We start from the raw sequence: 14279 nt of genomic DNA on the forward strand, positions 1-14279 counted from the left end.
CTCCCTGCCACCCCAAGGGGCAACACGACAGTGCTGGGTTATTCAGGAAATCAGTGGGCTTTGGCGCGCGTCACCAAAAAGTCCACGATGTGGTTGCGCAGCGCGTAGTAGCCATCCAGGTGGTGCAGGCTGGCGCGCGTGCGTTCGCGTGGCAGTGGGTTCACCACCACCTCGGCGATGCCGCCGGGGCGGTAGCCCTCGGGCGTCTCGTTGCCGTTGCTCATGAGCAGGATGCGGTCGGCCAGCAAAATGGCCTCGTCCACATCGTGCGTGATCATGAACACCGTCTGCTGCGTCTGGCGCACGATGGCCATCAACTCGTCCTGGATGGTGCCGCGTGTAAGCGCGTCGAGTGCGCCGAAGGGCTCGTCCAGCAGCAGCATCTTGGGCTGGATGGAGAACGCGCGCGCAATGCCCACGCGCTGTTTCATGCCGCCTGAGAGTTGCGACGGCTTTTTGTCGATGGCAGGGCTCAGGCCCACCAGCGCCACGAACTTCTCCACATGCGCATCGACCTGGGCCTTCTTCCAGTCGGGCCAGCGCGACTTCACGGCGAACGCGATGTTCTGGCGCACCGTGAGCCAGGGCATGAGCGCGTGGCTCTGGAACACCACGCCCCGGTCCAGACTGGGGCCGGCCACTTCGCGCCCGTCCATGATGACGGTGCCCGAGGTGGCGGTGTCGAGCCCCGCCAGCACGTTCAGGATGGTGGTCTTGCCGCAGCCCGAGTGGCCGATGATGCAGACGAATTCGCCCTTGTCGAGCGTGAACGACACATCGGCAAACACGGGCTTGGCGGGCACAAAGGCTTTGCTCAGCCGGTCGATCTGGAGGAAGCCTTGGGTCACGGCAGAGGCCTTTCGTTGCGGGGCGTCAGTGGCAAGAGGGGCTGGAACAGCCGGGCGCTGGGCGACATCACTCCACATAGGTCACCACCTTCTGCAGCTGGCCGAAGGCCAGGTCGAGCAACATGCCCACCACGCCAATCACCAGGATGGCAAAGATCACGTTGGTGAGCGACAGGTTGTTCCACTCGTTCCAAACGAAGTAGCCAATCCCCGTGCCGCCCACCAGCATCTCGGCCGCCACGATCACCAGCCAGGCGATGCCCATGCTGATGCGCATGCCCGTGAGGATGGTGGGCGCTGCGGCGGGCAAGATCACCAGGAAGGCCTTGCGCAGCGGGTTGACCTGCAGCGTGGCCGACACGTTGAGCCACTCGCGCTTGACCGATGCCACGCCAAACGCCGTGTTCACCAGCATGGGCCACACCGAGCAGATGAAGATCACGAAGATGCCCGAGATGGATGAGTCCTTGATGGTGTAGAGCGCGAGCGGCATCCACGCCAGCGGGCTAATGGGCTTGAGCACCTGGATGAACGGGTCGAACGCACGGCGCAGCAGCGGCGACATGCCGATGACGAAACCGAGCGGTATCGCCACCAAGCAGGCCAGGCCGAACCCTAGCGCGACCCGGCCCAGCGAATGCGCGAGCTGTATGGCGATGCCCTTGTCGTTGGGGCCGTTGTCATAGAACGGGTTGGACACGTGCCCCCACACGGTACGGCCCATCTCTGCCAGTGAAGGAAAGCCGCTGCCCTTGGCGCTGGCGCCTGGGTCCTTGCCCATCATCTTGGCGTACTCGATCTGCTCGGCGGTCATGCCGGCCGTGCTGTTGCCCGGGCCCGAAGAAGCGGTGGCGATGTACCAGATCCCCAGCAGGGCCAGGAAGATGAGCACGGACAACAGGCCCGCGCGCAGGTTGAGGTTCTTGGCGGGAGTCATGTCATGCCGCCTTGCGGATGGGGAAGCTCTTTGCGTACTCGCTCGCCTTGGCGGCATCGAATTCGCGCCCCATGATCTTGAACTTGGGGTACGCGCCTTCGGGCACCTTCTGGTCCAGCGCCTTCATCTGCTTTTTCGCGTCGGTGATGAGAAACACCTTTTCGGCGATCTGCTTGTAGTCCACATCGCCCTTGATGTAGCCCCAGCGCTGCATCTGCGTGAGCATCCACACGGCCATGCTCTGCCACGGCATGGGGTCGAAGTCCGCGCGGTCCGGCACGTTCTGGATCTTGCCCAGGCCGTCTGCGAACTTTCCGGTGAGCACCTGGTTGAGCACGGCCTCGGGCTGGTTCAGGTAGGCCTGGGGCGCAATCACCTTGGCGATGAGCTCCCGGTTGGCCGGGTCGCGCGCCATCGCGGCCGAGGTGAGCACCGCGCGGTACAGCGCGGCAAAGGTGTTGGGGTTCTTCTGGATGAACTCGGTGCTGGTGCCGAAGGCGCAGCAGGGGTGGCCGTTCCACAGGTCCTTGGTGAGCAGGTGGATGAAGCCGACTTCCTCGAACACGGCGCGCTGGTTGAAAGGATCGGGGCCGAGGAAGCCGTCGATGTTGCCCGCGCGCAGATTGGCTACCATCTCGGCGGGTGGCACCACGCGCAGCTGCACGTCGGTGTCGGGGTTCAAGCCCGCCTCGGCCAGGTAGTAGCGCAGCAGGAAGTTGTGCATGCTGTACTCGAAGGGGATCGCGAACTTGAAGCCCTTCCAGTTCTTGGGATCGCGGTTGTCCTTGTGCTTGAGGCTGAGCGTGATGGCCTGGCCGTTCACGTTCTGGATGGTGGCCACGTTCATCGGCGTGGCGTTGGAGCCCAGGCCCATGGAGATCGCCAGTGGCATGGGGCTCAGGAAGTGCGTGGCGTCGTACTCCTTGTTGATCATCTTGTCGCGGATCAGCGCCCAGCCCGCTGTCTTGGTGACTTCGACATTCAGGCCCTGCTTGCTGTAGAAGCCCAGCGGGTGGGCCATGATCAGCGGGGTGGCGCAGGTGATCGGGATGAAGCCGATCTTGAGGTTGGTCTTCTCCAGTGCGCCCTGCTTCTCTTGCGCCATGGCCTGCATGCTGGCCACAGGCAACACGCTCGCGATGGCCGCCATGGCCGTTCCCTTGCCCACCGCCTTGATGAAGCGGCGGCGCACTGCGTCTTGCGGAAACAGCGCCTTGACCAGCGTGGCTTCGATGAACTCGTTGCTGTAGAGCTCGAACTCACGGGTCTCGCTGCGCTGGCGCAGGGTGGCTGCGGCGGCATCGGCCGACACCTCGGTGTGGTGGTCGGCCACCGTGTGGTCGCGGCCACAGCTGCATTTCAGCATCAACGGGCGGTCGGCATCGTAGGGCGAGAAGAATTCGGACATGGCACACCTCGAAGAAGTTGGTGCCAGGCGTTACGCAAAGCGCGGGCCAGTTTTTGCCGGTGTCGGCCCGCTGTCATGAATTCGTGGGTGTGGTGTCTACAGCATGTAGGGCCAGCACTACAAATCGGTCGTGCAACGCACCGAATTCACTCTGCCGGTGCGCCACGTGCCAACAGCGCAAGCTCCACATCGTTGCGCGCGCCGGTCTTTTCGAGGATGCGGGCGCGGTAGGTGCTCACCGTGTTGGGCGCGAGCTTGAGCTGCGCACCAATTTCGCTCACGCTCTGCCCGGCAGTGAGCAGGCGGAACACCTGGTGCTCCCGATAGGAGAGCGCGTCCACCCCGGCGGGCGTGCCCTGCTGGGCGGTGCGCACCACCCCGGTGCGTTCTAGTGCACCTGCCAGGGCTTGCGCGGTCGCTTCCGTCAGGTAGCGCCCGCCAGCGGCCACCTTGCGCACGGCGGCCACCATGTCGTCGGGATCGGCGCTTTTGTGCAGGTAGCCCGCTGCGCCCATCTGGATGCAGCGCACCGCGTATTGCCGCTCGGGGTAGGTGCTGAGCATCAGCACCGGCAATGCAGGCCAGGCCTTGCGCAGCGCCTGCAGCACTTCGAGGCCGTCCATGCCCGGCATGGCGATGTCCAGCAGCACCAGGTCCAGCCCCGGTGTTCCCGTGGGCCCTTGCAGGGCGGCGACCAGCTCCAGCACCTCGCTGCCCTGGGTGGCCTCGGCGACCACAGTGATCTCGGGCACGCCATTGGCCGGGTCGCCCAGCACCTGCTTGAGCCCCTCCCGCACGATGCGGTGGTCATCACCGATCAACACTCGAACCACGGAATTCATGACAGCTCCAGAGGGATCAGCAATTGCAGGCACGAGCCCTGCCCCGGCTCGCTGGTGATGCTCAAGCGGCCCCCAAGCTGCCGCGCCCGCTCGCGCATGCCCATCACGCCATAGGCGGTGGGCGCCTCCAGGGCCTGGCGGGTGGCGCCCACGCCGTTGTCGCGCACGCGCAGTTGCAGCATCTCGTCCTGCACGTCGATGGCGATGTCGATGGCGCTGGCCTGCGCGTGGCGGCCCACATTGCTCAACATCTCCTGAAAGATGCGGAACACAGCGATGGCTGCAGGCTCGGGCAAGTGCAAGGTGGCAGGCACCTCCATCTGCCACGCCAGCTCCAGTTCGGCCGACTGCACGAACTCCTGTGCCTGCCACTCCAGCGCCGCCCATAGCCCCTGGTGGTCCAGGATGCTGGGGCGCAGGTCGGTGATGATGCGGCCCACGTTGTCCACGGCGTTTTCGATCAGGCGGCTCATGTTCTGGCACTTGCAGCGCATCTGGGTGCGCATGTCGCCCGCGGCTTCGGGCGTGCGCTCGCCCTGCTCGCCCAGGCGCTTGTGCAGCCAGTTCACATCCATCTTCAGCGCCACCAGCAGGCTGCCCAGCTCGTCGTGCACCTCGCGGGCGATGCGGGTGCGTTCGTCTTCGCGCACCTGCTCCGAGTAGGCGGACAGCTCGCGCAGCTGCGCCAGCGCCTGCGACAGCTCTTGTGTGCGCGCGGCCACACGGCGCTCCAGCTCGTCATTGGCGCGGGCCAGGTCGTCATGCGCGCGCTGCAGCTCGTCGGCGGCGCGTTTGCGGCTGGTAATGTCCACAAAAGCGATCACGGCACCCTGCACCTGGTCACCTTCCAGAATGGGGTGGCTCGAATACTCCACGGCAAACGCCGAGCCATCGCGGCGCCAGAACACCTCGGTGTCCACCCGGCAGGGCAAGCCCTGGCGGAACGCGTTGAAGATGGGGCAGTCGCTGTCGGCGTAGGGACTGCCGTCGGGGTGGCTGTGGTGGGTGAGCGCGTGCATGTTGCGCCCCATCACCTCATCGGCCGCAAAGCCCAGCATCTGCGCGCCCGCCCGGTTGATGAACACGCAGTTGCCCGCCAGATCAATGCCAAACACCCCCTCGCCCGTGGACTCCAGCAGCAGCCCCAGGCGGTTCTGCCAGAGGGTACTGGCACCGGCGGGCAGGTTCAGGACGTGGGTGGACATAGGGGTACCCAAGCAATGGCCGTGCCCAGGTAGCGACCAGGAACACATCGGGGACTGTGCGCCCGCCCGCCAACATCGCACAATAAGCGGATGCAAACCGCTCACCCGCCCTCTGTGGCCACTGTGGCCCCGCCCCCGCCGTCGGTATGGCGCCCGCCCAGCCTGTCCGTGCGCTGGTGGCCCGTGTTCATGCGCAACCTGCTGGTCTGGCGCAAGCTGGCCATCCCCAGCCTGGTGGGCAACATTGCCGAACCGCTGATGTGGCTGGTGGCCTTTGGCTACGGCATGGGGGCCCTGGTGGGGCAGGTGAACGTGGGCGGCGCGGCGGGCGACACCAAGGTGCCCTACATCCTGTTCCTGGCCAGCGGCTCCATCTGCATGAGCGCCATGAACGCGGCCAGCTTCGAGGCGCTGTACTCGGCCTTCTCGCGCATGCATGTGCAAAAGACCTGGGACGGCATCATGAACGCGCCGGTCAGCCTGGACGATGTGGTGCTGGCCGAGATGCTGTGGGCCGCGTTCAAGGCGCTGTTCACCGTCACCGCCATCCTGGGCGTGATGCTGGCCCTCTCCATCAGCCACAGCCCCAAGCTGCTGGTGGCCTGGCCGGTGCTGCTGTTCGTGGGGGTGATGTTCTCCAGCATCGCACTCATCTTCAATGCGCTGGCCAAGGGGTATGACTTTTTTACCTACTACTTCACCCTGGTGCTCACGCCCATGATGTTTCTCTCGGGTGTGTTCTTCCCGCGCGAGCAGTTGCCCCCCATCGTGCGCGCCATCTCCGACTGGCTGCCGCTGACCAACGCGGTCGAGCTGGTACGCCCGCTGTTCATGGACCAGTGGCCCGCCCACCCCTTGCGCCACGGCCTGGTGCTGGTGGTGACCACCGTGGTGGCCTTCTGGTTGGCTCTGGCCCTGACCCGCAAGCGCTTCAAGGCATGACCGCGCTGCTCGGCCCCAGCCATATCGCCATGGTGGCCAAAGGCGTGTCGGCCATCGTTGCGTCACGCGACGCGGCCCTGCGGCCGAGCATCATGCGGGCCGTGGGCAGCCATATCAGCGGCGATGGGCGGGAGGTCACGGTGTACCTGCGGCGCAGCCAGTCCGAACAGTTGCTGCAGGACATTGCGCACACCGGAGAGATTGCCGTGGTGTTCAGCGTGCCGTCCACCCACCAGACGCTGCAGCTCAAAGCCCGCCGGGCCACGCAGCGCCCGGCCCATGACGGCGACCTGCCGGTGTTGCAGGCCTACCTGCAGTCCATGGTGCAGGAGGTGGGCCGGGTCGGCTACGGGCCGCAGTATGTGGCGGCCATGCTGGCGGCGCCGCTGCAGGATGTGGTGGCCGTGAGCTTCGCGCCCACCAGCGCGTTCGACCAGACACCGGGCCCACGCGCAGGCGCGGAGCTGTGTGCGCCGCCCGCACCACCCACACCACCCGTACCGCAGCCATGAGCACCGCAGCGCCGTCCCTGCACAGCATCCGCCCCTGCCTGGAGGGCGCGATTCCCGCCATCATGGCGACCTGCGACCCTGACGGCACCCCCAACGTGGCCTACATCTCGCAGGTGGTCTATGTGGATGCGGGGCATGTGGCACTGTCGTTCCAGTTCTTCAACAAGACCCGCCAGAACATCTTGCGCAACCCGCGCGCGTCGGTGTTGGTGCTGGACCCGCTCACCGCCCATTTCTACCGCCTGCACCTGCTGTACGAACGCACCGAGGACAGTGGCCCGGTGTTCGAGAGCATGCGCGCGCAGCTGGCGGGCATCGCGTCGCATGCGGGCATGGCCGAGGTGTTTGAACTCAAAGGGGCCGACATCTACGCTGTGGAGCGCATCGAATCGGTGGCGGGCGAAGGCCTGCCGGCACCGGCGCCGCGTTCCGGGTTGCTGCACACGCTGCGCCTGTGCAGCGAGAGCATCGCGCGCTGCTCGGGGCTGGATGAATTGCTGCAAGGCGCGCTGCAGGGCCTGCAGGACAAGCTGGGCATCCAGCACGCCATGGTGCTGATGCTGGACGCCAGCGCCCAGCAGCTCTACACGGTGGCCAGCTGCGGCTATGCCACGTCGGGCGTGGGTTCAGAAATCCGGCTGGGTCAGGGAGTGATCGGCATGGCCGCGCGCGAGCGCACGCCGGTGCGCATCAGCCACATGACGCACGCCGCCCTGTACAGCCACGCCATCCGCGAAAGCATGGACGCGCATGCCGCGCCCGATGCGCCCCCGCTGCGCGGCATGGATATCCCCTACCCTGGCCTGCCAGAGCCGCACAGCCAGGTGGCGGTGCCGCTGCTGTCGGCCGGGCGCCTGCTGGGTGTGCTGTTTGCCGAGAGCCCCGAGGACATGCGCTTTGGCTTCGAGGATGAAGACCTGCTGGTGGCCATTGCGGGCCAGCTGGCCGCCGCCATCGACCTTCTGCAGGCCGCGCCCGATGCGCCCGAGCCGCTGCCTACTCCGACAGCGGCACCGCCAGTGAGCGGCAGCGCGCTGCGGGTGCGCCACTTTGCGGCCAACGACAGCGTGTTCATCAACGACGACTATTTGATCAAGGGGGTGGCGGGCGCCATTGTCTGGAAGCTGCTGCGCGACCACCAGTACACCGGGCGCGTGGACTTCACCAACCGCGAACTGCGGCTGGACCCCGCACTGCGCCTGCCCGATGTGGCCGACAACCTGGAGGCCCGCCTGCTATTGCTGCAGCGCCGCCTGCAGGAGAACTGCCCGCACATCCACATCGAAAAAACGGGGCGCGGGCGCTTTCGGCTGTGCGTGCTGCGCCCGGTGGTGCTGGAAGACGCTTGAGCCTCAGAAGGTGTGAATGAACCCGGCGAGCCCGAGCAGGCCATCAAAACGCGCCCGATCGAGACGCAAAGCGCAGCCATAGCTCGGGCTATGGCGAGCATTTGTAACGACGAACGGGTGTGTTTTGGCGGGATGAGCGGGCATGGCGGGTTCGTTCACACCTTCTCAGTGCACCAGACCCGGCACCACCGGCAGGCCCAGGCTGCGCATCAGCTTGGTCCATTCGGGCTGCGTGAGGTGCGGCTGCACTTGCGCCAGCACCGCTGCCAACACAGGGGCAGGCGCATGCTGCTTCATGTCCGACAGCATGGCCGTGCGCTCGGCGGGTGACATGTAGGGCACCATCCAGCTGGCCACCACCATCATTTCGTGCGGCGGGATCGAGGCCACCAGCGCATCGTGCACGCCTGCCAGTTCTGCATCGGTGTAGCACTGCCAGAGCACGCGGTTGTGCGCGGTCTCTTCCTCGTGCATGTGCTCGAAGTTGTGCGCCACAAACAGCGCCAGCTGGCGGTACAGGGCCAGAGTGGCGGCCGGACGTACGGGTTTGGCACAGGCCATCAGGTGGTTCACGCCGTCTGCCAGGGCCGTGATGGCCTGTTCGTGCTCCACATGTTCGCCGGCAATGCTCTGGCTGGAGCCGGGCTGACGCGCCTCCATGGCGGCGTGCACGAACTGGTTCTCATGGTGCAGGTGGGCGCGGCACAGGTCCAGCAGCTGCATCACGCGGTCGCAGGTGTGGGCAAACTCCAGATCGTCCTCGACATCCATGCGGCCCAAGCCCAGCAGCGTGTCGGCCATGAAGGCGCGCAGCGCCTTGTGGATGCTGGCATACATGTCCATGCGGGGGGCGGCGGGCTGGGCTTGGGTCAGTGCGGCAATTTCGCGGGCATCAATCTTCATCACGTTCTTTCATGGCCTCGTTGGGCTCTTTCAGCGCCTTTTTTGGGGCGCCGGGCCGGGTGCACCATGCACCCGTTTCCATGCCAAGAAGTCTAGAAATTCGCCGCGTTTTTGCCTGTTAAAAACTCCTTAAACAGACCCTTTGAAAACCTTAAAAATCGCGTTCCGGGCGCCAAACGTGAAATCGTTCACGGCGCGGCGCGCAGCAGGTCCACCGCTTTTTCCGCAATCATCACCGTGGGCGCATTGGTATTGCCGCTCACGATGCGCGGCATGATGGACGCGTCCACCACACGCAGGCCCGCGAGGCCATGCACACGCAGTTCGGCATCCACCACATCCAGCGGCCCAGGCCCCATGCGGCAGGTGCCCACGGGGTGGTAGATGGTGTCGGCGTACTGGCGGATGAACTGCTCGATCTCGGCATCGGTGCGCGCACTGGCCGAGGCCGCCAGCTCCTTGGCGCCGAACTTCGCGAGCGCCGGTTGCATCAGGATCTCGCGCGTGCGCTTGAAGCCACGCACCATGCGTGCCATGTCATCGGGATCGGCCAGGAAGTTCGGGTCCACCAAAGGCAAGGCCATGGGGTCGCGGCTGGCCAGCATGACCGAGCCCCGGCTCTTGGGCTGCAGCAGGCACACGTGGGCCGAGTAACCATGACCGAACACGGTCTTGCGCCCGTGGTCCACAAGCTTGCCGATCACAAAGTGCAGCTGCAGGTCGGGCGCGGGCTCGGACGGGTCGCTCTTGATGAAGCCCCCCGCCTCGGCAAAGTTCGTGGTCAACATGCCCGTGCGGTGCTTGCGCCATTCGACAATGCCGCGCAGCGTCTGCGCCATGCCCGACAGCGAGAGGCCGAACAGGTCCTTCAGATCGGGAGCGTCCAGCACCTGCACCACGTCGGGGTGGTCGTGCAGATGCTGGCCCACGCCGGGCAGGTCGTGCAGCACCGGGATGCCGTGTTGCTGCAAGTGTGCGGCGGGCCCCACGCCCGACAGCATCAGCAGTTGCGGCGACAGCAGCGCGCCCGCACTCAGCAGCACCTCGCGTCCGGCACGCACCTGTTGCAGCGCACCGCCTTTGCGGTATTCCACGCCCACGGCGCGCGTGCCCTCGAACAGGATGCGCGTGGCATGCGCGCCGGTAATGACCTGCAGGTTGGGCCGCGCCAGGTGCGGCGTGAGATAGCCCTTGGCTGCGCTGTGGCGCTCGCCGTTCTTGTGCGTGACCTGGTACAGGCCCACGCCTTCCTGCGTGGCGCCATTGAAGTCGGTGTTGTGCGGGTGCCCGGCCTGCACCCCCGCTTCAGTGAAGTGGTGGCTGAAGCGGTTGGTCGAGCGCAAGTCGGCCACGTTGAAAGGCCCGCCCTGGCCGTGCCAGGCATCGGCGCCGCGCTCGTTGTGCTCGGCGCGCAGGAAGTAGGGCTTCACATCCTCCCAGCCCCAGCCCGGGTTGCCCTGCGCAGCCCAGTGGTCGTAGTCGGCGTGCTGGCCCCGGATGTAGACCATGGCGTTGATGGAGCTGGAGCCCCCCAGCACCTTGCCGCGTGGCTGGTAGCCGCGCCGGTTATTGAGCGCGGCCTGCGGCGTGGTGTTGAAGCCCCAGCCGTTCAGCTCGAACTTGGCCATCACGGCCAGCCCAGCCGGGCAGTGGATGAGCACGCTCTTGTCGGCAGGCCCAGCCTCCAGCAGACAGACGCGTACGGAGGGGTTCTCAGTCAGACGGCCGGCCAGCACGGAGCCCGCCGATCCGCCACCGATCACGATGTAGTCAAACATGTTTTGTGTCTCCTCCGCCATGCTGCGCAGCGGCTTGTTGGTTCAGGTTTGACGCACGATAACCGAACGGTCGTGCGATTCGCCTTACCATTCCGTCCATCCGTTTCACTTTGAAGAGGGCTCTCTATATGACGATTCAGACCGTAGGCATCATCGGCGCAGGCACCATGGGCAACGGCATTGCACAGGCCTGTGCGGTGTCGGGCATCAACGTGGTGATGGTCGATATCTCGGATGCTGCAGTGCAAAAAGGCCTGGCCACCGTGGCCGGCAGCCTGGACCGCCTGATCAAGAAGGAAAAGATCACCGAAGCCGACAAGGCTGCGGCCCTGGCGCGCATCCAAACCTCTACCAGCTACGACGACCTCAAGGCCGCGCAATTGGTGATCGAGGCCGCCACTGAAAACTACGAGCTCAAGCTCAAGATCCTCAAGCAGGTGGATGCCCTGGTGGGCCCCGAGGTGCTGATTGCATCGAACACGTCTTCGATCTCCATCACCAAGCTGGCAGCCGCCACCAGCCGCGCCGACCGCTTCATTGGCATGCACTTCTTCAACCCCGTGCCCATGATGGCGCTGGTGGAGATCATCCGTGGCCTGCAGACCAGCGACGCCACGCACGACGCCGTGAAGGCCCTGGCCGAGGCCCTGGGCAAGAGCCCGATCACCGTGAAGAACGCGCCCGGTTTTGTGGTCAACCGCATCCTGGTGCCCATGATCAACGAGGCCTTCTTCGTGCTGGCCGAAGGCCTGGCCACGCCCGAGGACATCGACGCGGGCATGAAACTGGGCTGCAACCAGCCCATCGGCCCGCTGGCGCTGGCGGACATGATCGGCCTGGATGTGTGCCTGGCCGTGATGGACGTGTACCTGACCGAGTTTGGCGACAGCAAATACCGCCCCTGCCCGCTGCTCAAGGAAATGGTGGCCGCAGGCCGCCTGGGCCGCAAGACGGGCCAGGGTGTTTACACCTACTAACCGTTGAACGCGCTGCGTTGTCCCCCTGGGGACGGCGCAGTCCGCGCACCGGGTTTTCAATCGTGGAAACGAAAAGGAGACCCGGCCATGTCAGAAGCAAACACCACCACACCATCCAGCACCATGCCCCCGCCCGAGGGCTGCATCGACACCCTGGTGCTCGGCCACGTGCTGCTGATCGGCATCAACCGCCCGGCCAAGCGCAACGGCTGGACGCCGCCCATGTTCCGCCAGCTGGCCGAGGCTTACACCCGCCTCGACGATGACCCCGAGTTGCGCGTCGGTGTGCTGCATGCCATGGGCGACCACTTCACGGCCGGACTGGACCTGCCCGCCGTGAGCGCCTACATGCAACGCGGCGAAAAAGCCATCCCCGAAGGCCTGGTGGAGCCGCACGACTACGGCCTGCCCGGCTACCGGCGCCGTACCAAGCCCATGGTGGTGGCGATCAAGGGCATCTGCTTCACCGTGGGCATCGAGTTGATGCTGGGTGCCGACATCGTGGTGGCGGCCGACAACTGCCGCTTCTCGCAGATGGAGGTGCAGCGCGGCATCATGGCCACGGGCGGCGCCACGCTGCGCATGGCCGAGCGCGCGGGCACAGGCAATGCGCTGCTGCACCTGCTGACGGCCGACGAGTTCGGCAGCGCCGAGGCGTACCGCCTGAACTTTGTGCAGAAAGTGGTGCCGGCTGGCCAGGAGCTGGACGAGGCATTGGCGATTGCCCAGCGCATTGCCGCCCAGGCGCCGCGCGCGGTGGTCGCCACGCGCCTGAATGTGCTCAAGGCCATCGAGCAAGGCCAGGCGGCTGCGGTGGCGGACTTCATCCCCGTGCAGAAAGCTCTGGCCAACAGCGAGGACGCCGCCGAAGGCGTGCGCGCGTTTGTCGAGCGCCGGCCCGCGCAGTTCAGCGGGCGATGAGGTCCTGGTGGTGCGTCGCCGCCAGTGCCACCACGCGCCAGATTTCAAGCCCAATTGACCGCCAGCGCAGATGAATCACGCGCTAGCAGCTTCACTATTGATAGCACCTCCTGAGGGCGACGTGGATGCGGCACCCCCGCATGCGCCAGCGGAGCGCGCAAATAGCACCGATGGCGCGGCGCCGCTCCCCCATCGGCACAATCCCATTCATTAACAAAGTTTTTCACAATTCAATTGCACACAATTGAATTCACGCTCACAATTCACCCCATGCCCAGCCACAGCACGCCCAACACCCCCAGCCCCGCCATCCTGCGGCTGGACAACCAGGTCTGCTTTGCGCTGTATTCCGCCTCGCTGGCGATGACCAAGCTGTACAAACCGCTGCTCGACCAGATCGGCCTGACCTACCCCCAGTACCTCGTGATGCTGGTGCTGTGGGAGCAGGATGGCGTGACCGTGTCCGAGCTGGGCGAGCGCCTGTTTCTCGACTCCGGCACGCTCACGCCGCTGCTCAAGCGCCTGGAGGCGCAGGGCCACATTGCCCGGCTACGCGATGTGCAGGACGAGCGCCGCGTGCGCATCACCCTCACGTCGCAAGGCCGCGCTCTGCGTGACCAGGCCGAGGCCATTCCGCAGTGCGTGCTGCAAAGCAGCCAGTGCTCGATTGCCGAGCTGACGGCCCTGACCACCGAACTCAAGCAACTGCGAGACCGGCTCAGCCAGCAACGCTGACGGCCTACAGACAACGCAAACACCGATTCCCTCCACCGCCCGCCAGTGGGCAACAACCGCAAGGAAGACACCATGACCAAGCTCGAAAAAGTCCTGTACACCGCCAAGTCCCACGTGACCGGTGGCCGCGATGGCGCCGCCAAGACCGATGACGGCCGCCTGGAAGTCAAGCTGTCCTCGCCCGGCACGGCCGGCACCGGCACCAACCCCGAGCAGCTGTTTGCCTCCGGCTACGCAGCCTGCTTCATCGGCGCGATGAAGGCTGTGGGCGGCAAGATCGGCATCCCCGTGCCGCAGGACGTGTCCATCGACGCCGAAGTGGACCTGGGCCCCATCCCGAACGCCTACGGCATCGCCGCCCGCCTGGCCATCAGCCTGCCCGGCCTGGACAAGGAAACCGCCCAGAAGCTGGTGGACGCAGCCCACCAGGTCTGCCCCTACTCCAACGCCACGCGCGGCAACATCGACGTGACCATCACGCTGGTGTAAGCCATGGGCCGCCAGTTGCTTCCCCGCATCGCGGTGGCCCTGGTGGCCATCGAGCATGTGTACATACTCGTGCTCGAAATGTTTTTCTGGAACAAGCCCCTGGGCATGAAAACCTTCAACCTTACCCAGGAGCTGGCGGACGCCACCACCACGCTGGCGGCCAACCAGGGGCTGTACAACGGTTTTCTGGCGGCAGGCCTGTTCTGGGGGCTGTTCACCGGCAACCGGGTGTTCAAGATCTTCTTCCTGGCCTGCGTGATCGTGGCCGGGGTGTTTGGTGCCGCCACCGCAGCGCCCAAGATCTTCTTCAGCCAGGCGCTGCCCGCGATCATCGCGCTGGGCCTGGTGCTGGCGCTGGACAAAAAACCCGCCGTACAGCGCAGCCTCTGAGCTATCAAATCAATAGCTGCTACCGCCCTATAGACGGTCGGCA

Annotated in this window: 15 protein-coding genes; 8 read left to right on the top strand and 7 right to left on the bottom strand. The window is 65.6% G+C overall.

From position 1 onward, the window contains the following. Window positions 1–50: 50 nt before the first annotated feature. From C8C93_RS17155 to C8C93_RS17175, 5 genes are all read right to left on the bottom strand, one after another. Complete coding sequence (locus C8C93_RS17155) at window positions 51–926, bottom strand: ABC transporter ATP-binding protein (RefSeq protein WP_121507693.1); 876 nt, start codon at window positions 924–926, stop codon at window positions 51–53. Beyond that, window positions 916–1785 (bottom strand): nitrate ABC transporter permease, encoded by an 870-nt coding sequence (ntrB, locus tag C8C93_RS17160; protein WP_121507694.1) that lies wholly within the window; start codon window positions 1783–1785, stop codon window positions 916–918. Before ntrB ends, C8C93_RS17155 begins: the two co-directional genes overlap by 11 nt. Window position 1786: 1 nt before the next feature. Continuing rightward, the gene (locus C8C93_RS17165; protein ID WP_121507695.1) at window positions 1787–3193 is read right to left on the bottom strand and encodes a CmpA/NrtA family ABC transporter substrate-binding protein; all 1407 of its coding nucleotides are present in this window, start codon (window positions 3191–3193) and stop codon (window positions 1787–1789) included. Between the two features lie 146 nt (window positions 3194–3339). Further along, window positions 3340–4035, bottom strand: coding sequence for a response regulator transcription factor (locus C8C93_RS17170; RefSeq protein WP_121507696.1), 696 nt, complete (start codon window positions 4033–4035; stop codon window positions 3340–3342). After that, window positions 4032–5240 (bottom strand): PAS domain-containing sensor histidine kinase, encoded by a 1209-nt coding sequence (locus C8C93_RS17175; protein WP_121507697.1) that lies wholly within the window; start codon window positions 5238–5240, stop codon window positions 4032–4034. Before C8C93_RS17175 ends, C8C93_RS17170 begins: the two co-directional genes overlap by 4 nt. A 90-nt stretch (window positions 5241–5330) precedes the next feature. Between C8C93_RS17175 and C8C93_RS17180 the strand changes: the two genes are divergently transcribed. From C8C93_RS17180 to C8C93_RS17190, 3 genes are read left to right on the top strand one after another with little or no spacing between them, the layout of a single operon-like run. Continuing rightward, the gene (locus tag C8C93_RS17180; protein WP_121507698.1) at window positions 5331–6182 is read left to right on the top strand and encodes an ABC transporter permease; all 852 of its coding nucleotides are present in this window, start codon (window positions 5331–5333) and stop codon (window positions 6180–6182) included. Next, window positions 6179–6694 carry a hypothetical protein gene (locus C8C93_RS17185; protein ID WP_121507699.1) on the top strand — a complete coding sequence of 172 codons (516 nt, stop codon included), beginning with the start codon at window positions 6179–6181 and terminating at the stop codon, window positions 6692–6694. Before C8C93_RS17180 ends, C8C93_RS17185 begins: the two co-directional genes overlap by 4 nt. Beyond that, a complete protein-coding gene (locus C8C93_RS17190; RefSeq protein ID WP_121508840.1) occupies window positions 6691–8043 on the top strand; it encodes a GAF domain-containing protein in 1353 nt (450 codons plus the stop codon). Before C8C93_RS17185 ends, C8C93_RS17190 begins: the two co-directional genes overlap by 4 nt. A 165-nt stretch (window positions 8044–8208) precedes the next feature. Here the strand turns inward: C8C93_RS17190 and C8C93_RS17195 are convergent, their stop codons facing one another. Then, window positions 8209–8946: a hypothetical protein gene (locus C8C93_RS17195; RefSeq protein WP_121507700.1), complete on the bottom strand. Its 738-nt coding sequence runs from the start codon at window positions 8944–8946 to the stop codon at window positions 8209–8211. 188 nt (window positions 8947–9134) lie between these two features. Further along, complete coding sequence (locus C8C93_RS17200; RefSeq protein WP_121508841.1) at window positions 9135–10724, bottom strand: GMC family oxidoreductase; 1590 nt, start codon at window positions 10722–10724, stop codon at window positions 9135–9137. Between the two features lie 128 nt (window positions 10725–10852). Between C8C93_RS17200 and C8C93_RS17205 the strand changes: the two genes are divergently transcribed. The 5 genes from C8C93_RS17205 to C8C93_RS17225 all read left to right on the top strand — a co-directional run bounded on the left by C8C93_RS17205 (window position 10853) and on the right by C8C93_RS17225 (window position 14236). Further along, the gene (locus C8C93_RS17205; protein WP_121507701.1) at window positions 10853–11701 is read left to right on the top strand and encodes a 3-hydroxybutyryl-CoA dehydrogenase; all 849 of its coding nucleotides are present in this window, start codon (window positions 10853–10855) and stop codon (window positions 11699–11701) included. Window positions 11702–11788: 87 nt separating this feature from the next. Beyond that, entirely contained in the window at window positions 11789–12622 is an 834-nt protein-coding gene (locus C8C93_RS17210; RefSeq protein WP_121507702.1) for a crotonase/enoyl-CoA hydratase family protein, read from the top strand. 270 nt (window positions 12623–12892) lie between these two features. After that, window positions 12893–13357 carry a MarR family winged helix-turn-helix transcriptional regulator gene (locus C8C93_RS17215; RefSeq protein WP_121507703.1) on the top strand — a complete coding sequence of 155 codons (465 nt, stop codon included), beginning with the start codon at window positions 12893–12895 and terminating at the stop codon, window positions 13355–13357. 72 nt (window positions 13358–13429) lie between these two features. Next, window positions 13430–13846, top strand: coding sequence for an organic hydroperoxide resistance protein (locus C8C93_RS17220; protein WP_121423023.1), 417 nt, complete (start codon window positions 13430–13432; stop codon window positions 13844–13846). 3 nt (window positions 13847–13849) lie between these two features. After that, complete coding sequence (locus C8C93_RS17225) at window positions 13850–14236, top strand: DUF1304 domain-containing protein (protein WP_121422133.1); 387 nt, start codon at window positions 13850–13852, stop codon at window positions 14234–14236. The last annotated feature ends 43 nt before the right edge of the window (window positions 14237–14279 follow it).

This window comes from Acidovorax sp. 93, assembly GCF_003633835.1.
Taxonomy (GTDB): domain Bacteria; phylum Pseudomonadota; class Gammaproteobacteria; order Burkholderiales; family Burkholderiaceae_C; genus Acidovorax; species Acidovorax facilis.